Source organism: Streptomyces sp. NPDC001492 (assembly GCF_053597275.1).
Window position 1 is genome coordinate 79,612 of the sequence record NZ_JBSFHW010000010.1, and the last position, 18,940, is coordinate 98,551.

17 protein-coding genes and 1 pseudogene are annotated in these 18,940 nt (G+C 71.5%); 7 read left to right on the forward strand and 11 right to left on the reverse strand.

Annotated features, from left to right (window positions below):
- Positions 1-36: 36 nt before the first annotated feature.
- Together ACWC1K_RS15345 and ACWC1K_RS15350 are read left to right on the forward strand one after the other, a co-directional pair.
- The gene (locus tag ACWC1K_RS15345) at positions 37-429 is read left to right on the forward strand and encodes a hypothetical protein (RefSeq protein WP_450831585.1); all 393 of its coding nucleotides are present in this window, start codon (positions 37-39) and stop codon (positions 427-429) included.
- A gap of 97 nt (positions 430-526) precedes the next feature.
- Positions 527-1,948: a S28 family serine protease gene (locus ACWC1K_RS15350; RefSeq protein WP_450831587.1), complete on the forward strand. Its 1,422-nt coding sequence runs from the start codon at positions 527-529 to the stop codon at positions 1,946-1,948.
- A gap of 34 nt (positions 1,949-1,982) precedes the next feature.
- Here the strand turns inward: ACWC1K_RS15350 and ACWC1K_RS15355 are convergent, their stop codons facing one another.
- From ACWC1K_RS15355 to ACWC1K_RS15365, 3 genes are all read right to left on the reverse strand, one after another.
- Positions 1,983-2,618, reverse strand: a complete 636-nt coding sequence (locus ACWC1K_RS15355; protein WP_450831589.1) for a hypothetical protein — start codon at positions 2,616-2,618, stop codon at positions 1,983-1,985.
- Positions 2,619-2,783: 165 nt separating this feature from the next.
- On the reverse strand, positions 2,784-4,577 hold the full coding sequence (locus ACWC1K_RS15360) for a glycoside hydrolase family 3 protein (RefSeq protein WP_450831591.1): 1,794 nt from the start codon (positions 4,575-4,577) through the stop codon (positions 2,784-2,786).
- 331 nt (positions 4,578-4,908) lie between these two features.
- Positions 4,909-5,826, reverse strand: coding sequence for a LysR family transcriptional regulator (locus tag ACWC1K_RS15365; RefSeq protein ID WP_450831593.1), 918 nt, complete (start codon positions 5,824-5,826; stop codon positions 4,909-4,911).
- 89 nt (positions 5,827-5,915) lie between these two features.
- Here ACWC1K_RS15365 and ACWC1K_RS15370 point away from each other — a divergent pair, with 89 nt between their 5' ends.
- The gene (locus ACWC1K_RS15370) at positions 5,916-6,830 is read left to right on the forward strand and encodes an EamA family transporter (protein WP_450831594.1); all 915 of its coding nucleotides are present in this window, start codon (positions 5,916-5,918) and stop codon (positions 6,828-6,830) included.
- Between the two features lie 4 nt (positions 6,831-6,834).
- Positions 6,835-8,088: a 3-phosphoshikimate 1-carboxyvinyltransferase gene (gene aroA, locus ACWC1K_RS15375; protein ID WP_450831596.1), complete on the forward strand. Its 1,254-nt coding sequence runs from the start codon at positions 6,835-6,837 to the stop codon at positions 8,086-8,088.
- Here the strand turns inward: aroA and ACWC1K_RS15380 are convergent.
- The 3 genes from ACWC1K_RS15380 to ACWC1K_RS15390 all read right to left on the reverse strand — a co-directional run bounded on the left by ACWC1K_RS15380 (position 8,072) and on the right by ACWC1K_RS15390 (position 11,206).
- Positions 8,072-9,583, reverse strand: coding sequence for a caspase, EACC1-associated type (locus ACWC1K_RS15380; protein ID WP_450831598.1), 1,512 nt, complete (start codon positions 9,581-9,583; stop codon positions 8,072-8,074). The two genes, aroA and ACWC1K_RS15380, sit on opposite strands and share 17 nt — an antisense overlap.
- 16 nt (positions 9,584-9,599) lie before the next feature.
- Positions 9,600-10,004 carry a hypothetical protein gene (locus tag ACWC1K_RS15385; RefSeq protein WP_450831600.1) on the reverse strand — a complete coding sequence of 135 codons (405 nt, stop codon included), beginning with the start codon at positions 10,002-10,004 and terminating at the stop codon, positions 9,600-9,602.
- A 200-nt stretch (positions 10,005-10,204) separates the two neighbouring features.
- Positions 10,205-11,206 (reverse strand): LysR family transcriptional regulator, encoded by a 1,002-nt coding sequence (locus ACWC1K_RS15390; RefSeq protein WP_450831602.1) that lies wholly within the window; start codon positions 11,204-11,206, stop codon positions 10,205-10,207.
- Positions 11,207-11,257: 51 nt separating this feature from the next.
- Between ACWC1K_RS15390 and ACWC1K_RS15395 the strand changes: the two genes are divergently transcribed.
- On the forward strand, positions 11,258-11,863 hold the full coding sequence (locus ACWC1K_RS15395; protein ID WP_450831604.1) for an RBBP9/YdeN family alpha/beta hydrolase: 606 nt from the start codon (positions 11,258-11,260) through the stop codon (positions 11,861-11,863).
- Here ACWC1K_RS15395 and ACWC1K_RS15400 read toward each other — a convergent pair.
- From ACWC1K_RS15400 to ACWC1K_RS15420, 5 genes and pseudogenes are all read right to left on the reverse strand, one after another.
- A pseudogene (locus ACWC1K_RS15400) lies at positions 11,814-12,161 on the reverse strand (MFS transporter); the annotation flags it as partial. The gene ACWC1K_RS15395 and the pseudogene ACWC1K_RS15400 overlap by 50 nt on opposite strands.
- Before the next feature lie 178 nt (positions 12,162-12,339).
- Positions 12,340-13,140: a sugar phosphate isomerase/epimerase family protein gene (locus ACWC1K_RS15405; RefSeq protein ID WP_450831605.1), complete on the reverse strand. Its 801-nt coding sequence runs from the start codon at positions 13,138-13,140 to the stop codon at positions 12,340-12,342.
- Positions 13,141-13,151: 11 nt separating this feature from the next.
- Positions 13,152-14,084, reverse strand: a complete 933-nt coding sequence (locus ACWC1K_RS15410; protein ID WP_450831818.1) for a bifunctional helix-turn-helix transcriptional regulator/GNAT family N-acetyltransferase — start codon at positions 14,082-14,084, stop codon at positions 13,152-13,154.
- Positions 14,085-14,275: 191 nt separating this feature from the next.
- Positions 14,276-15,127 carry an SCO6745 family protein gene (locus tag ACWC1K_RS15415; RefSeq protein WP_450831607.1) on the reverse strand — a complete coding sequence of 284 codons (852 nt, stop codon included), beginning with the start codon at positions 15,125-15,127 and terminating at the stop codon, positions 14,276-14,278.
- Between the two features lie 129 nt (positions 15,128-15,256).
- Entirely contained in the window at positions 15,257-16,303 is a 1,047-nt protein-coding gene (locus tag ACWC1K_RS15420) for a LacI family DNA-binding transcriptional regulator (RefSeq protein ID WP_450831609.1), read from the reverse strand.
- Between the two features lie 316 nt (positions 16,304-16,619).
- Between ACWC1K_RS15420 and ACWC1K_RS15425 the strand changes: the two genes are divergently transcribed.
- Positions 16,620-17,777, forward strand: coding sequence for a Gfo/Idh/MocA family protein (locus ACWC1K_RS15425; protein WP_450831610.1), 1,158 nt, complete (start codon positions 16,620-16,622; stop codon positions 17,775-17,777).
- Positions 17,774-18,925, forward strand: coding sequence for a dihydrodipicolinate synthase family protein (locus tag ACWC1K_RS15430; RefSeq protein WP_450831611.1), 1,152 nt, complete (start codon positions 17,774-17,776; stop codon positions 18,923-18,925). The genes ACWC1K_RS15425 and ACWC1K_RS15430 overlap by 4 nt, the downstream gene beginning before the upstream one ends.
- Positions 18,926-18,940: the final 15 nt, after the last annotated feature.

Consider the following 18,940-nt stretch of genomic DNA (forward strand, 5'->3'; position numbering starts at 1 on the left):
CCGTACGTATATCGCCGGGGTACGGGAGGGATCACAGTGGACAGTGGTGCGATACGGCGGCGGCTCGGGGCGTTCCTTGCCGTGCTGGCCGCTTCCGGGCTGCTCGCGCTTGCGGCGCCGGGGGCGGCCCAGGCCGCCGACTCCTCCTGTGCGGGCCGCAAGATCAGGACGTTCACCTTCTCCACCGGCGCCGTGAAGCTGTACAAGAGCGGCAACTACCTCTGCGCCATCACCGTCCCCAAGAGCCCCGGCGGCAAGCGCCCCATGATGGTCAGCCTGCAGGCCCGCGGCTTCGAGCCCGTCGTCGACAAGGGACTGTTCACTCAGCACGCCGGCCCGGTCCGCTCGTACGTCGGACACCGCAAGGTGTGGATCAAGGGCTCGGTCGGCAGCGGGTCGTACGACTCCGGTGGCTGGAAGCGCTACTAACCCGCCAATCACAGCAGTAATCCCTCATCTCCCCTGGTGCGCAACGGAGTTGCTCCGATAGCTTCCGCTCGCACATCTGATTCACAGGGGAGGGTGCATGGGCAAGGCGCTCAGATGGCTGCTCGCGCTCGCCGTGTTCATAGGCACGTTGAGCACGGCGGGGGCGGCCACCGCCGCACAGCCGGAGGCCACCGGAACGACCGACATCAAGGATCAGCTGCTCGCCATACCGGGGATGAGCCTGATCGAGGAGAAGCCCTACACCGGCTACCGCTTCTTCGTCCTCAACTACACCCAACCGGTCGACCACCGCGACCCGTCCAAGGGCACGTTCCAGCAGCGGATCACCGTGCTGCACAAGGACGTCAGCCGCCCGACGGTCTTCTACACCGGCGGCTACAACGTCTCCACCACCCCCAGCCGCCGCGAGCCGACCCAGATCGTGGACGGCAACCAGGTCTCCATGGAGTACCGCTTCTTCACGCCCTCCCGGCCCGCCCCGGCCGACTGGAGCAAGCTGGACATCTGGCAGGCGGCCGCCGACCAGCACCGCATCTTCAAGGCGCTGAAGTCCATCTACACCAAGAAGTGGATTTCCACGGGCGGTTCGAAGGGCGGCATGACCGCCACGTACTACGAGCGCTTCTACCCGCGCGACATGGACGGAGTCGTCGCGTACGTCGCCCCGAACGACGTCGTCAACGACGAGGACTCCGCCTACGACCGCTTCTTCACCCAGGTCGGCACCAAGGAGTGCCGCGACCGGCTGAACGCCGTGCAGCGCGAGGCGCTGGTGCGCCGGGAACCGCTGGAGAAGAAGTACGCGGCCTACGCGGCGGACAACGGCTACACCTTCCACACCATCGGCAGCCTCGACCGGGCGTACGAGGCCGTCGTGCTCGACTACGTCTGGGGCTTTTGGCAGTACAGCCTGCTGAGCGACTGCGCCACGATCCCGGCGGACGCGAAGACCGCGACCGACCAGGCGATCTGGGACTCCGTGGACAACATCTCCGGCTTCTCCTTCTACACGGACCAGGGCCTGGAGCCGTACACGCCGTACTACTACCAGGCGGGCACGCAGCTGGGCGCGCCGGACATCCACTTCCCGTACATCGAGAAGCAGTACATCCGCTACGGCTACGAGTCGCCGCGCAGCCTGGTCCCGCGCGACATCCCGATGAAGTTCCAGCCGTACGCGATGCGCGACGTCGACTCCTGGGTGCGGCACCACGCGCACCACATGCTCTTCGTCTACGGCCAGAACGACCCGTGGGGCGCGGAGCGCTTCCGCGTCGACAAGGGCGCGAAGGACGCGTACGTCTTCACGGCACCGGGGCTGAACCACGGCGCCAACGTCGCCGGCCTGGTCGCCGACCAGAAGGCGCTGGCCACCGCCCGCATCCTGCAGTGGGCCGGTGTCCCCGCCGCCTCCACGGCCGCGGCGAAGCCGCTGGCCAGGTTCGACAGCAGGCTGGACGTGCGGGACGTGGAGCGCGAGCCGGCTCTGCGGCCGTAACTCCGCCAACTCCTGTGCTGCGCCCGGCGGTTGTTCACACCCGCCGGGCGCAGCCCACCGGCTGTGCGCCGTCCAGCTGGACGTACAGCGCCGTCCCCGCGGGGCACTGGGGGCGCCTGGCGACCGCCTGCACCACCTTGTACTGCGGTTTCTTCGTGCCGCTGCCGTCGCACGCCGTCTCGCGGACCTGCCCGCTCCCGGAGCCGTAGACGCAGTCGCCGACGATGGTGCGGGGGCCGCCCCCGCCGCCCGGGTCGCCGGGGTGCGGGGGCTCCAGGTTGCGCATACAGGCGTAGCCCTGCGGAATCGATCCGTCGCCGTCCTCGTCGGAGGACGGGCTCTGCCGGCTGATGTGCAGGACGAAGTCCGTGGTCGCCGGGCACAGCGGACCGTTGCCCGCCCTGCCGTCGTAGCGTGCCACGACCCGGGCCGCCGCCCGCTCGCTGGTGCACGGCACCTCGGTGAAGCTGGTCGAGCCGAACGAACTGCACTCGTCGACGGCGAGGAACACCTCCCCGTAGCCGGAGGGCTGGGTCGTGGTCGTCTTCGGTGCCGCGCCGGCCCGGCCGTCCTTGTCCGTCCCGGACTTCAGGACCTGGCAGCCGCTCAGCAGGGCGGCGACCAGTACCAGCAGTGCGCAGACCGCCCCCGCGGAACTTCTCTCACGCATCGCGAACCCCCCGGGCACCTCCCCAGATGACCCGCATCCAGCGTGACCCGCCGCAGCGGGCGCACGCCAGACGCGCGGGAGGCTTTGGGTCAGTTTGGGGTTGCGCGCCGGGTGCGTTACGTATGCGCCCTACGCCCCCTGTACCGGGCGCGGGGTGCAGGGGTTCTAGTACGTCAGTCCGTATCCGATGGGATACAGCACCTTCGCCGGATCGTCCGCCCGCTGCACCGGCACCGGCAGCCTCCCGCGTGGCACCGCCCTGCCCGCGATGACCCGAGCGGCCGCCCGCAGCTCCACGTCGGTCCATGAGTACGACGCCAAGTGGGCGGAGGCGGAGGGGAGTTGGGCCACGTCGTACGGATTGCGGATCGCGACGGCCACCACCGGTCTTCCGGTCGCCGCCAGCTGTTCGACCAGCGTGCGCTGCGAGCTGCCCGCGGTGACGTTGTAGGTGCCCACGACCACTGCGTCCGCGTCCTGCGCCGCCGCGACCGCCGCGGCGATGGCGGCCGCGGAGGGGGCCGTGCCCGTGGGCAGGGCGGTGGCCGTGAAGCCCAGTTCGGTGAGGGCGCTCGCGAGCACGCCGGTGGGCGGTCCCGTCGTACCGGACGGGGAGGCCGGGTCGGCGCCGACGACCAGGACCTTCCGGTGCGTGCGCCGGGACATCGGCAGCAGGCCACCCTTGTTGACCAGCAGGGTCGTCGTGCGCTCGGCGATACGGTCGGCGGCGGCCAGGTGTGCGGCCGTGCCCACGGTCCGGTCGACGCCCTTCTGGCTGACGTAGGGCTCGTCGAAGAGCCGCAGCCTTGCCTTGAGCTTCAGGATGCGCAGGATCGACTCGTCCAGCCGGGATTCGGTGAGTTCCCCGTCCTGTACGGCCTTCAGGACGGCGTTCCAGGCGGTCGCGAGGTCGGGCGGGTTGAGGAGCTGGTCGACGCCGGCCTTGAGCGCGAGCACGGGGACGCGGTCGTCGCCGTACTTCGTCCGTACGCCCTGCATGCCCAGGGAGTCCGTCACCACCACCCCGTCGTAACCGAGCTCCTCGCGCAGGATGCCGGTGAGGATCGGGTGGGAGAGGGTCGCCGGATCGCCGGAGTCGTCGAGGGCCGGGAACTGGATGTGCGCGGTCATGATCGAGTCGATGCCCGCCTCGACGGCCGCCCGGAACGGCACGGCGTCCAGCTTCTCCCACAGCTCCCGGCTGTGGGTGATCACCGGGAAGCCGTAGTGACTGTCGACGGCCGTGTCCCCGTGCCCGGGGAAGTGCTTGGCGGTCGCGGCGACCGACGACCTCTGGTATCCGGCGACCTCGGCGGCGACCAGTGCGGCCACCGCGTCCGGGTCGGCACCGAGGGACCGGACGCCGATGACGGGGTTGGCCGGGTTGATGTTCACATCGGCGTCGGGGGAGTAGTCCTGGTTGATGCCCATCGCGCGCAGTTCGGCGCCGGAGATGCGGCCGAGGGCGCGGGCGTCCTCGCGGGAGCCGCCGGCGCCCATGGCCATGGCGCCCGGGAAGAGGGTGGCGGGCTTGCCGACGCGGCAGACGATGCCGTGTTCCTGGTCGGTGGTGATGAGGACGGGCAGCCCGCGGGGCCGGCTGAGGGAGGCGCGCTGGATGCCGTTCGACAGCTCCGCGATCTGGTGCGGGTCCTTGGTGTTGTGCGCCCAGGTGAAGTAGATGATGCCGCCGACGCGGTATGCGGCGATCAGCTCGGCGGCCGTGCGGACGCCGATCTCCTTGAGGTTGGCGTCGATGTCGGCCTGGTCCGGGTCGGTGGCCGAGTGGCCGTAGACCCGCATGACGAAGAGCTGGCCAACCTTCTCCTCCAGGGTCATACGGGAGATGAGGGAGCGGAGTTTCTTGTCGCCGGGGGTGCCGGCGCTTGCCGTGGTGCCGACGGCCAGAGCCGCGGTGACGCCTGCGGTGGCGGCGAGAACGGTACGTCTGGAGGGCACGTGCGCTCCTTCCGGAGTGATCCGCTGGAGATCGACTGAAGGAAACTTCCGTGAGGGACTCAATATCCGGGAAGTTTCTGCCAGTCAAGGGAGCGCGCACGGCGGGGCTTTGGCGGAGGGGCCGCCATCGGCGCTGTTGGAGGGGGGCGCGCCGATGGCGGCGTGCTGCCGGCCGCTGTACGGCGGAGAGGGTGGAGTCAGCGATCGCAGCCAGCAGCGAGGGCCGACACCGCACGGCGGAGACTCATCCGGCAGCTTGCGGGTTGGACGAACCGTATGCGGGGCGGGTTCCCGCCTTCCGCGCGATTCCCGGAAGTTGATGCCCGAGGGTTCAACGGGACGGGTGGGACATGATGCCCGGCCACTGCTCCTGCAGAGTGCGTACCGTCTCTGCGATCGCCGGACGACGTGCGGCTCCTTTGCGCCACAGGGCGTACAGGCGTCGTACGGGGGTGGGTTCGAGGCGCACCTCGACGACCCCGGCGGGCAGCGGGCCGCGGCCCAGGCGCGGGACGAGACAGATGCCCAGGCCGCCGGCGACCAGCGCGACCAGGGTCGGGTTCTCGTCGGCCTGGTGCACGATCTCCGGCTCGTGCCCGGCGGCCCGCATGGTCCGCACCAGCCAGTCGTGACAGACCCGCCCCGGCGGCTGGCACACCCACCGCTCCCCGCCCAGCTCCTCGCGCCGCACGGACTCCCGCCCGGCGAAGGGGTGGCCGACGGGCACCAGCAGCGTGCTGCGGTCGTCACCGATCACCGCGTGCTCGACGCCCGGCGGCACGGGCAGCGGCGCGATGTCCCAGTCGTGCACGACGGCCAGGTCGACCGCGCCCTTGGCGACCAGGTCGACGGAGAGATGCGGGTCGATCTCGGTGAGCCGGGCGTCGAGCGCGGGGTGCCGGGCGGTCAGGTCGGCGAGCACGGCGGGCATCAGGCCGCGCGCCGCCGAGGCGAACGCGGCGATCGTCAGCCGCCCCGCAGGCACCCCGCGGCGCTCCTCCAGCGCGGTCTCGGCCCGCTCGACTATGGCGAGCAACTCCTGGGCCGTGTCGACGAGTTGATGGGCCTCGGGGGTCAGTCGCACCCCTCGTCCTTCTCTTTCGAGGAGTACGGTCCTGGTCTCCCGCTCCAGCTTGGCGATCTGCTGGGACACGGCGGAGGGCGTGTACCCGAGCGCGGCGGCCGCCGCTCCCACGGTCCCGTGGACGGAGACGGCGTGCAGGGCGCGCAGGCGTTGGAGATCGAGCACGGCAGCTCCCATTCATCAGCGTTGCTTCATCCGACCATGCAGTAATCATCGCTGGTGCTACACGGTCGTGGGGCGTGATGCTCGAACGCATGCGACCTGCACACCTCGCTCTCGCCGTGGTCGTCGCCGCCGTCTGGGGCGTGAACTTCACGGTCATCGAGATCGGCCTCGACCACTTCCCTCCGCTGCTGTTCTCGGCCCTGCGCTTCCTCGCGGCAGCGCTGCCGGCCGTCTTCTTCGTGGGCCGCCCGAAGGTGCCGTGGAGGTGGGTGCTGGCGGTGGGGCTGGTGCTCGGCGTGGCCAAGTTCGGCCTGCTGTTCATCGGCATGGACGCCGGGATGCCGGCCGGACTGTCGTCGCTGGTCGTGCAGATCCAGGCGGTGTTCACGGCCGGGGTGGCCTTCGTCGTCCTGGGCGAACGTCCCTCCGCGATACGGGTGTCGGGCATGGCGGTGGCGCTGGCGGGCATCGGTGTCGCGGCGGTGGACGAGGGCACCTCGGGCCCGCTCGGCGCCTTCGCCCTGGTGATCGGGGCTGCGGCCTGCTGGGGCGTCTCGAACGTCCTGACCCGCAAGGCCGCCCCGCCGGACGCCCTGAACTTCATGGTCTGGGTGAGCACGGTCCCGGTCCTGCCGCTGCTCTGTCTGTCCCTGCTGCTGGAGGGGCCCAGCAGGGACTACGACGCCCTGCGCGCCCTGGACTGGCAGGGCGCCGGCACGGTCGTCTACGTGGCCTGGGTGACGACGGTGTTCGGCTTCGGGGCGTGGGGGTGGCTGCTGCGCCGGTACCCGGCGTCGACGGTCGCGCCGTTCTCGCTCCTCGTCCCGGTCTTCGGGGTGTCGTCGGCGGCCGTCTTCCTGGGGGAGGGGGTGAGCCCGCTGCGGTGGTGCGCGGCGGCCCTGCTGGTGGGCGGGGTGGGCCTGGCGTCGGTGACGCGGGGGCGACGGGAAGTCGTCCATCCCGTGGACGAGGCGGCGACCGAGCCCGCACTCGGCCGATCATGAGGGCATGCCCGTAGTCACCATCCCCGGTTCCAAGTCCATCACCGCCCGTGCGCTCTTCCTGGCGGCGGCGGCCGACGGAGTCACCACCCTCGTACGACCCCTGCGCTCGGACGACACCGAGGGCTTCGCCGAGGGGCTGGTGCGGCTCGGGTATCGCGTCGGGCGGACCCGGGACGCCTGGCAGGTGGACGGCCGTCCGCAGGGCCCCGCGGTGAGCGAGGCGGACGTCTACTGCCGGGACGGCGCGACGACCGCCCGCTTCCTGCCGACCCTGGCGGCGGCGGGACACGGGACGTACCGCTTCGACGCGTCGGCCCAGATGCGGCGCCGGCCCCTGCTGCCCCTGACCCGCGCCCTGCGCGACCTCGGCGTCGACCTGCGGCACGAGGAGGCGGAGGGGCACCACCCGCTGACGGTACGGGCGGCCGGTGTCGAGGGCGGTGAGGTGGTCCTGGACGCGGGGCAGTCCTCGCAGTACCTGACGGCGTTGCTGCTGCTGGGCCCGCTGACGCGGAAGGGGTTGCGGATCCGGGTCACCGACCTGGTGTCCGTCCCCTACGTGGAGATCACGATCGCGATGATGCGGGCCTTCGGGGTGGAGGTGGAGCGGGAGGCCGATGTGTTCGTGGTCCCGCCGGGCGGCTACCGGGCGACCACGTACGCGATCGAGCCCGACGCCTCGACGGCGAGCTACTTCTTCGCGGCGGCCGCGCTGACACCGGGCGCCGAGGTGACGGTGCCGGGGCTGGGGGAGGGGGCGTTGCAGGGCGACCTGGGCTTCGTCGATGTGCTGCGGAGGATGGGTGCGGACGTGACGGTGGGCGCGGATGCGACGACGGTGCGGGGCACGGGTTCGCTACGCGGGCTGACCGTCAATATGCGGGACATCTCGGACACGATGCCGACACTGGCGGCGATCGCGCCGTTCGCTTCCGGCCCCGTCCGGATCGAGGACGTGGCGAACACGCGGGTCAAGGAGTGCGACCGGCTGGAGGCGTGCGCGGAGAACCTGCGGCGGCTGGGCGCCGAGGTCGCGACCGGCCCGGACTGGATCGAGATCCGGCCGGGGGTACGGGCGCCGGGCGGTACGGAGATCACCTCGTACGGCGACCACCGCATCGTGATGTCCTTCGCGGTCACCGGCCTGCGGGTGCCGGGTATCTCGTTCGACGACCCGGGGTGTGTCCGGAAGACGTTTCCGGGGTTTCACGAGGCGTTCGGGGAGTTGAGGGACCGGCTCCTCAGCCCTGGATGCTGAGGTGCAGCAGGAGGTCGCCTCGGCCACCCTGGTTCAGGTGGGTGGCACCGAGGTTGGCGAGCCGCAGGGACTGACCGTCGCGGATGCCCTTGGGGATACGGACCTGTTTGGGACCGTCCAGGGTGTCCACGGAGACGGTGCCGCCGTTCACCGCCGTGGAGCGCGGGATCTTCAAGGTGGTGTGCAGGTCGTCGCCGGTGCGGCGGAGGTTGGGGTGCGGAAGCTCGGCGACCTCCACGTACAGGTTGCCGGCCGGGCCGCCGCCGGGGCCGACCTCGCCCTGGCCGGCCAGGCTGATGCGCGTGCCGTTCGCGACGCCGGCCGGGATCTCCACGGTGAGGGTGCGGCGGGAGCGGACCCGGCCGGCGCCTGTGCACTCCCCGCAGACGGGGTTCATGACGATGCCGGAGCAGTCGCACTTGCGGCACATGCCGAGCCTCTTTCTGCCGGTGCCCTTGCAGGAGGAGCACGTTTCGGCTTTCGATCCCGGTGCGCCGCCGCGGCCCGAGCAGGTCGGGCAGAGCACCGCAGTGTCCACCTTGATCTCCTTGACCGTGCCGAACGCGGTTTCCTCCAGGGTGTGTTCGAGCCGGATCAGGGCGTCCTGACCGGGCCGAGTGCGGGGCAGCGGCTTCGGGAACGTGTCGAAGAAGCCGGAGAAGTCCCACCGCCGCCCGGTGTCCGCCGCGGGCGTTTCGGCGCTCCCGGCATTCCCGGCGCTTTCTGCGGGCCCGCGCACTCCCACGGTCCGCGCCACCGTCACCTGATACTCCAGGTCCGCCCACATCCGCGGCCGCTGCTTCACCCCCGCGCGATGCAGTGACTCGTACACGTAGTCGTACAACTCGGTGACGGTGATCCGCCCGTCCCCGTTCAGGTCCGCCGCCCCCGTGCTCAGCCCCTCGATCAGCGCCCCCGTGAAACGCGACGGCTGCGGCACCTTGGACTCGACGTGCGCGCCCTCCCAGGCGTACTCGGTGCGGTTGGTCGCGGTCAGTACCGCCCGCCCGTGGCCCCCGAGTTCGTCGCGCACGTGGACCTGGTCGTCGCCCTTGGCCCCCGGCAGGAACGCCCCGCTGTAGCAGCAGTCCAGCAGGACCACGACCGTGCGTGCCCGGCACCGTTCCATACGGTCCCGCAGGAACGCCGCCGGCACCGCCGTGGACGCGGGCAGGTCCCGGTCGGTGTCGCGGGCGGCGAAGTACAGGTGCCCGTCGTCGTCCTTGATGCCGTGGCAGGAGATGTGCAGGAGCAGCAGATCGTCACGGCTGCGGTCCATGAAGAAGCGCTCGACGGCACGCATCACTTGGTGCGCCTGCGCGTCCTTCAACTGCTCGGTCCGGAAGCCGCCGATACCGGGGTCCGCGAGCACACCGGCGAGGCTCGCGCAGTCCTGCCCGGGCGAGCGCAGGGTGCTCAGGGTCCGGTCGTCGTACGCGCCGGTCGCGATCAGCAGGGCGTCCCTGCGGCCCGGGCCGAAGGCGAAGTCGGTCATGGGCGGCCCGCTCCCGTCACTCCTGGCCGACGGGCGGCTGTGCGGCGGACTCGTCCCGGCTTCCCTCCAGGAATGCCTCGACCAGGAGCCTTTGCTCCTCCGGGGAGGCCTGGCCGAGTTCGAGGGTGCGGCCGTCGACCTCGATCTTCACCGTGCGCACGGGACGGTTCTGCAGCCATGTCTCCACCACCCGCAGAGCGGGCCGGAAGACGGCGGGAGCGAGGGTGACGGCGAGCGCGCCGACGGTGATGAGCCCACCGGGCTTGGCCCCGGGCGGCGGTGCCGCGTCCGACCGCTCCACCCTTACGTCATCCACGTCGAGTTCGAGCAGCCGCTTCCTCAACTGCCTGGTGAGCGAGTCGAGTTCCTCGACATCCAGCTCTTCCCCACCGGACAGCACCAGACGCATACGGTCGGCCACGGCCACCTCGTCCCCCAGTTCCCCCTGCTCATCTGCACACCCAGTCTAGGCGCGAGAGCCTCTTGAAATCCGTTCGACGGAGCAGGGTGGTACGGCGGACTCCAGCCGTGACCTTCAGATACGAAGCACCGCCGCTGCAAGGCCGGTTGATGCGGCTCGAACCCTGACGCACCGGCACGCGCGCCGCCCCGGCCGCACACTCACCGTCGCCGCGTCCTGCTCCTCGTGGACGCGTTGTGCGCGGAACGGGGCGTCAGGGAGAGGGAGTTCGGGAAGTCCGTCCGGGCGCGGGTCATCAGCTGATCCCGCACCGCTGCCAGCACCGCGTCTCCCTCCGCCCCCGCCCGTACCGCCGCGAAGACGTTACGAGACGGCGGCGAACCCTCCAACGGCACCACAGCAACCCCGCGCCCCGCGTACAGCTCCCGTACCAGCCGCGGGACGAGGGCCACCCCCACCCCCGCCTCCACCAGCGCGGCCAACGCCGACCAGTCGTTCACCGCGTGCCGTACGTCCGGTGTGAACCCCGCCGCCGCGCACACCGAACGCGCCACCGCACCGCAGCAGCTCTCCGCCGCCCCCACGATCCACGCGTCCCGCGCCAACTCCCGCAACGCCACCGGACCTCGGTCCGCCAGCCGGTGGCCGGCCGGTACCACCAGGTCCAGTACGTCCGTGAACAGGTCGACCCGCTCGTACCGCCCGTCCGTGTGCGGCGGCGCCGCGGCGAAGTCCACCGCCACCGCCACGTCCACCTGGCCGGCGTCGAGCGCGGTGAAGAGGTCCGGTGGTTCCGCCTCCCACACGTCCACCCGTACCTTCGGGAGCCGCTCGGCGAGTCCTCGCAGCACGCCCGGCAGCAGGCCCAGGATGCCGCTGGAGAAGCAGCCGATCGTCACCGAGCCGCGCCCGCCCTCCCCGTACGCCGCCAAGTCGGCGCGGACCCGCTCCAGTTGGGCCGCGATGACCTCGGCGTGGGCCAGCAGTACGCGGGCCTGACCGGTGAGCCGTACGCCCCGGCCGTCCTTCTCCGTCAGCGGTACGCCCGTCTCGCGGGCCAGCGCGGCGATCTGCTGGGAGACCGCGGAGGGGGTCAGGTGCAGGGCCTCGGCGGTGCGGGCCAGACTGCCGCGGCGCTCCAGTTCGCGCAGCACGGTCAGGCGGCGCAGGTCGACCGTGAAGGATTCGCTTACCTGTTCCACCGTAAAAGATTAACTGGATCTGCGACGGGCCGGTGGGAAACCATCGGAGCCATGACCTTCCTCATCCTCCACGGCTATCAGAACCACCGGCCCAAGGACCACTGGCAGCACTGGCTCGCCGACCGGCTGACGGAGCTGGGCCACCACGTCGTCCACCCCCAGCTGCCCGACCCCGACGACCCGAGCCTGGAGGTCTGGCTCGGCGAACTCGACCGGTACCTGGGCGAACTGCGCGGCCCCGAGCGGATCGTGATCGCGCACAGTGCCTCCGCCCTGCTGTGGCTGCACGCCGTCGCGCGCGGGTCGGTCAGAGCGGGGGCCGTGGACCGGGTGCTGCTCGTCGGGCCGCCGTCCGCGTCGATCCTGGCCCCGCTCCCCGAGGTCGTCGAATTCACCCCGCCCGCCCTCGGCTTCACCCTCCCCACGCCCACCCGGCTGGTCGCCGGCGACGACGACCCGTACTGCCCGGAGGGCGCGGGCGTCGTCTACGGCGATCCGCTCGGCATCCCCACCGACCTCCTCCCGGGCGCCGGACACCTCGACCTGGACGCCGGTTACGGCTCCTGGCCGTCCGTACTGGAGTGGTGTCTCGACCCGGCCGCCGAGCTCACCGTCCGTCCGACCGGCCTGCCCCGCCCCGCAGTTCAGGAGTCGTGACGCTCACGGCCGCGACCGCGAGCACGCACATCAGGCCACCCGAGACCATCGCCGTCGTGCCCGAGGTCCCGCCGGCCAGGAGGCCGCCGCGGACGTTGCCGAGGCTGGGGCCCGCCTGCCCGACGATCGCCTCGGCCGCGGTGACCCGGCCGAGCAGGGCGTCCGGGGTACGGGTCTGGACGATCGTGGAGCGGGAGACGACGGAGGTGGCGTCGGCGGCGCCCGCCGGCACCAGGAGGGCCGGGCCGCTCCTGGGGTTGGTGGCGAGGCCGAAGAGGACGAGCGCCGCGCCCCACGTACCCGGCCGCCGAGGGCCGTCGCGACGCCATACGGAGGATCAGCGCCGGGCGACCTGATGAGTGACGTGCTGGCAGCGCCCCGTCAGGGGCGCGGGGCTGAATCGATGTGCGGCTCCGCCGCGGGGCGCGACCAGCCGCAACGCACCCGCACGCGACCGACGGCCCACTCGCGGAGCGTCACGCGGACTCATTCAGCAGTCGCCCCAGATGCTCCCGCCCGGCCGCCAGTTGATCCGCAAGCGGCGCCGCCTCCTCGTACCACCGCTTCTCGTACTCCCAGCACAACCACCCGTCCCACTCGTTCCGCGAGAGCACATCCACGACGTCGGTGAGCGGCAGCACCCCCGCCCCAAGCCCCAGCGGCGTCTTCTCCTCCGCGGAGGCGATGTCCTTGACCTGGACATAGCCGAGGAACGGAGAGAGCGCGGCGAACGTCTCCGCGGGCTGCTCGCCGCCGAGCCAGGTGTGCATCACGTCCCAGAGCGCACCGACGTGCCGGTGCCCGACCCGGCCGAGCACACGGATCGCGTCCGCACCGGTGCGATGCGAGTCGTGGGTTTCGAGGAGGATACGTACGCCCAGGTCCGCGGCGTACTCCGCGGCGGTGCCCAGCCGCCGCGCGGCCGTCGCGTCGGCGCGCTCGCGGCTCTGCTCGTGGCCGCCGCCAGGGAAGACGCGGATGTAGGGCGCGCCGAGGTCGCGGGCGAGGTCGAGCAGCTCGCGCATCTCGTCGATCACCGGGCCGTCGTCGCCGGGCGCGGCCACCCGGGCGTACCCGGCGAGGCCCAGCACCTCGATGCCGCCGGCCTTGAACTCGGACGCCAGGTCGGCCCGTTCGGTGAGGCCGATGCCGGGGTGGACCGGTTCCTCCGGGTGCGCGCGCAGCTCGACGCCGTGGTAGCCGTGAGTGGCCGCGAGCCGGATCACGTCCGGGATGGGCAGGCCGGGGACGCCGAGGGTGGAGAACGCCAGTCTCATGACCCCTACTGTCACTCGGCTGCCCCGTGCAGGTCCAGTCGCCAGTCCTGGCCGTTCAGGTCCTTTCCGAAGGACCGGTGGGGCTTCTCGGCGACCAGGACGAAACCGTGGCGCTGGTAGATGCGGCGGGCGGAGCCGAGGACGTCGTTGGTCCACAGGACCAGGTCGTGGTAGCCGACGTCACGGGCGAAGTCGATGACCGCCCGGACCAGCCGGTCGCCGATGCCGAGCCCGCGCGCCTCCGGCTCGACGAGCAGCAGCCGCAGCCGTGCGGTGGCGGGCGCGTCGTCCCGTACGCACATCACGCACCCCACCGGCCGGCCGTCCAGCTCGGCGATCCACACCCGCTCCAGGTGCGGGTCGTGGTCCTCGGCGAAGTCGGCGACGATCCGGGCGACGAGCCCCTCGTAGTCGGCGTTCCAGCCGTACTCGGTGGCGTACAGCGCGGCGTTGCGGGACACGATCCACCCCAGGTCGCCGGGGCCGGGCTCGCGCAACAGCACGTCCTCGCGGCGCGGCGGGCGGCCGTCGGAGAGCAGCTCGCGCACGGTCCGCATCGCCTCGGAGAGGCGTGGCCGGTCGCCCGCCGGGACGGTGGCGAGGAGCGCCCCGACGGACTCGTTGGCCCGCTCGGCGAGCAGGGCGGCGGTTTCGCGGCCGTGGGCGGTGAGCGTGATGCGGGTGCGGCGCGGGTCGCGGCGGGAGGGGGTGCGCTCGATCAGGCCGTCCTTCTCGAACTTGTTCAGGATGCGGCTCAAGTAACCGGCGTCCAGCGAGAGTTCGGTGCGCAGGTCGGCCGCGTCCGTGCGTGGGGAGTGCGCGAGTTCATACAGGACGCGGGACTCGGTGAGGGTGTACGGGGCGTACAGGTGGCGGCTGTAGTCGAGGGCGCCGATGACGTTCGTATAGAAGCGGTTGAAGGCGCGGACGTCCTGGACGGTCATGGTCATCGACCCCCGGATAGTTGACTCAGTCAGAGATATCGATGGGTCGACTGTAGGACGCCCGCCCCCTGGGCGCCAGCCCTTTCCGGGGCCGGCCCTCGGAGGCGGCGGGCCGGTACCCGCTCGCGACTCATGGGAGCGGGCGGCGAGGAAGGCGGCCGAGTGCTCGCCCGGCGCCTGATGCGCCGTTGTCACTGCGAGCCTGTGGCCACCAGGGCCGCGGTGATGGGTTCGAGCTCGGTGATCAGTTCGTCGAGTTCGGCGGGGGAGAGGGCGTCGTAGGGCGCGGCGGCGAGTTCGTCGGTGAGGGTTTCGATGCGTTGTTTGGTCGCCCGGCCCGCGTCGGTGAAGTGGCCGTCGATGTCGATGAGTCCGCGTGCGCGCAGGCCGTCCATGACCGCGGCCAGGCGCTCCTTCGGCAGGTGATGGATGCGTCCGAACGACTCCGCGGGGTGGATGCCCTGGTCCAGGGCGGAGAGCACATGGGCCTCCGTGCCGCCGATGCGCGCGCCGACGAGAGCGGCGATGTGCCCGTCGCCCCGGTGCTCGCGCAGCATCGTCGCGGAGTGCCACAGCCGGGCGACCGGGTCGGCCGGCACGGGCAGAGTGCGCATGCCGGCGTACATCACCCGGCCTTCGGTGGGGGCGCCGGTCGCGGCCTTGGTGGTCAGGTCGGCGGCGCGCACCAGGCCCGGGGAGCCGGCCAGTTCGTCGCCGAGGATGCGCCGCAGGGAGGCCGCGCTGCCCCGCTCCCGCGCGGCGACGGAGGCCTCCGGCGGGATCGTCTCCCAGGCGCTGGGGATGTGCCGTGCGGCTTCCCCGTCGGCGAAGTTGTAGAAGGCCGCGTGCACGACCTGGGCCGGCACTCGTCCCAGGGGTGCGGCGCGGCTGGCGAAGTAGCCGTCCCAGTAGGTGCGGTGGCCGAGGGCGGCCAGTTCCTCGTTGCACTCGTCGGCCATGAAGGTGACCAGGCAGATCGGCTCCAGGAGCTCGAACAGGCGCCGGGCGATGTGAGTCGTCGGTTGCGAGCGCGTTGTGCCCATCGGCTTCTCCCTTTGTCTCGGTGTGCCGACTTGGACCGCCCGGCACCCCGAAACTCATCGGACATCGGCCGACGACGCACCAGGCCGCCGATCCGATGACCCAAGATCCGATGACCGAAAGGGAATGCCCTAGCCCCGAGGCACCCCCGACGACCCCCGCACCATCAGCTCGCCCCGAACCGTCGCGATACCCCCCGGCGGCGGCTCCTCGCGCCCCATGGCGATCCGCCCGGCCCGCGCCCCCGCCTCCGCGAGCGGCAGCCGCACCGTCGTCAGCGCGGGCACCGCGTCGACGCTGAACGGCAGGTCGTCGAACCCGGCGACCGACACGTCCTCGGGAATCCGCAGCCCCGACTCCCGCAGCGCCGCGCACGCCCCGAGCGCGACGGAGTCGTTCGCCGCGACCACCGCGGTGAGGGACGGGTCCCGGCGGAGCAGCTCCAGCGTCGCCTCGTACCCGGAGGTCCGGTCGTAGCGCCCCCACACCGTCAACCGCGGATCCTCCTCGATCCCCGCCGCGGCCAGCGCCGCCCGGTGCCCCTCGAGACGGTGCCGCGTCGTCGTCCGCTCCTCGGGCCCGGCGATGTAGCCGAGCCGCCGGTGCCCAAGGCCGATCAGGTGCTCGGTCAGCTGCTGTCCGCCCCCGCGGTTGTCGAAGGCCAGCGCGATCGCCCCGGTGTCCGGCGCGGGCGGCCGCCCGCACAGCACCACCCGTGTCCCCGCGTCCGTCAGCTTCCGCAGCTTCGTCGCGACCGCCGCCGCGTGCGGCTCGTTCTCCATGGCGCCGCCGGTCAGCACGACCGCCGCCGCCCGCTGCCGCTGCAGGAGGGTCAGATACGTCAGCTCACGCTCCGGCGAACCCCCCGTGTTGCAGACGACCGCGAGGCGCTCACCGCCGGCCCGGCCGCCCGGCCCCCCGATCTCCGACTGGATCGCGCTCGCCATGATCCCGAAGAACGGGTCGGCGATGTCGTTGACGAGGATTCCGACCAGATCGGAAGTCGCCGCCGCCAGCGCGCTGGCCGGCCCGTTCAGCACGTAGTCCAGCTCGTCGACCGCCTTCAGCACCCGCTCACGGGTGGAGGCGGCCACGGGATAGTTCCCGTTCAGCACGCGCGACACCGTCGCGGGGGAGACCTGCGCGCGGGCCGCCACGTCCGCCAGGGTCACCGTCATCTCGTCGTCCTCCGGTCGCGCATTTCGTCGCGCATCTCTCGTACCTCGTCGTACGTCCGTACCTCGTCGTACGTGCTCGTAGACAGGCCGACCGAGGTCCCCGGTTCCGAGCACGTCGAGCAGACCTTACGGCCAGAACCCCCCACTGTTCGTCCCCTCGAACAACTCGAAGCGGTCACGGTCTTGTCCGGACCACTGCCCAGAGGCTAACTTCTCCTTGTATAGAAAGCGCTTGCTGTGACGCTCATGAGTGGGGCCGACGCGGCGCACACCACCCGCGTACGACGCTGTGTACGACGCCTGCGAAGGGAATGACGTGACACGCAAGACGGTGCGTATCGCCATGAACGGCGTGACCGGGCGCATGGGCTACCGCCAGCACCTGGTCCGCTCCATCCTGGCCATCCGCGAACAGGGCGGCCTCGGCCTCGGCGACGGCACGGTGCTGTGGCCGGAGCCGGTCCTGGTCGGCCGCCGCGAGCACGCGCTCAGGGCGCTCGCCGAGCAGCACGGCCTGGACCCGCAGCACATCTCGACGGACCTCGACGCGGTCCTGGCGGACCCGACCGTCGACATCTACTTCGACGCCCAGGTGACCTCGGCCCGCGAGGAGGCGATCAAGAAGGCGATCGCGGCGGGCAAGCACATCTACACCGAGAAGCCGACCGCGACCGGCCTGGAGGGCGCCCTGGAGCTGGCGCGCCTCGCGAACGCCGCCGGGATCAAGCACGGCGTCGTCCAGGACAAGCTGTTCCTCCCGGGTCTGCTCAAGCTCAAGCGCCTCATCGACGGCGGCTTCTTCGGCCGCATCCTCTCCATCCGCGGAGAGTTCGGCTACTGGGTCTTCGAGGGCGACTGGCAGACCGCCCAGCGCCCGTCCTGGAACTACCGCGCCGAGGACGGCGGCGGCATCGTCGTCGACATGTTCCCGCACTGGGAGTACGTCCTGCACGAGCTGTTCGGCCGGGTGAAGTCCGTCCAGGCCCTCACCGCCACCCACATCCCGCAGCGCTGGGACGAGAACGACAAGCCCTACGACGCGACGGCGGACGACGCCGCCTACGGCATCTTCGAGCTCGAAGGCGGCGCGATCGCCCAGATCAACTCCAGCTGGGCCGTGCGCGTCAACCGCGACGAGCTGGTGGAGTTCCAGGTCGACGGCACCGAGGGCTCGGCGGTCGCGGGTCTGCGCAACTGCCGGGTCCAGCACCGCAGCATGACCCCCAAGCCGGTCTGGAACCCCGACATCCCGGCCACCTACTCCTTCCGCGACCAGTGGCAGGAGATCCCGGACAACGACGAGTTCGACAACGGCTTCAAGGCCCAGTGGGAGCTGTTCCTCAAGCACGTCTACGCCGGTGCCGACTACCACTGGGACCTCCTCGCCGGCGCCCGCGGCGTCCAGCTCGCCGAGCTGGGCCTGAGGTCCTCGGCCCAGGGCGTCCGCATCGACGTACCGGAGATCGCGCTGTGACCATCCAACTCCCGGACTTCAAGGGCGGATTGAGGGCATACGAGCCCCGCCCGGAGCCCCTCGCCGTCACGGCCGGCTCACCCTTCACCTCCCGTACGGTCTTCTCGGCGGCCCACGTCGTCGCCGACCCGTACGCGGACGTGTCGCCCGACTCGCCCGCCGCCGTCGACTGGGACGCCACCCTCGCCTTCCGCCGCCACCTGTGGTCCCACGGGCTCGGCGTCGCCGAGGCGATGGACACCGCCCAGCGCGGCATGGGCCTGGACTGGGCGGGCGCGGCCGAGCTGATCCGACGGTCGGCCGCCGAGGCCAAGGCGGTCGGCGGCCGGATCGCCTGCGGCGTCGGCACCGACCAGATCACCGCCGGGTCTCTCGTGGAGGTCCGCACGGCCTACGAGGAGCAGCTCGCGCTCGTGGAGGAGTCCGGCGCGCAGGCCATCCTGATGGCGTCCCGCGCGCTCGCGGCGGCCGCGAACGGCCCCGAGGACTACCTGGAGGTCTACGGCCACCTCCTGCGCCAGGCCTCCGAGCCGGTGATCCTGCACTGGCTCGGCCCGATGTTCGACCCGGCGCTGGACGGCTACTGGGGTTCGTCCGACCTGGACGCGGCCACCGACACCTTCCTGGACGTCATCGCCGCGCACCCGGACAAGGTGGAAGGCATCAAGGTCTCCCTGCTGGACGCCCAGCGGGAGATCGACATCCGCCGCAGGCTGCCGCAGGGCGTCCGCTGCTACACGGGCGACGACTTCAACTACCCCGAGCTGATCGCGGGCGACGACAAGGGCTTCAGTCACGCCCTGCTCGGCATCTTCGACCCGCTGGGCCCGCTGGCGGCTCAGGCGGTACGGGTCCTGGACACGGGTGATGTGGCGGGCTTCCGCGCCCTGCTCGACCCGACCGTCGAACTCTCCCGTCACCTCTTCCAGACCCCGACCCGCTTCTACAAGACGGGCGTGGTGTTCCTCGCCTGGCTGGCCGGCCACCAGTCGCACTTCACCATGGTCGGCGGCCTCCAGTCGGCCCGCTCCCTCCCGCACCTCGCCCGCGCCTACGAACTCGCCGACGGACTGGGCCTGTTCCCGGACCCGAAGCTGGCTCAGGAGCGGATGAAGAACCTTCTCGCCCTGTACGGAGTGACGCAGTGACCACCGGCGACCTCT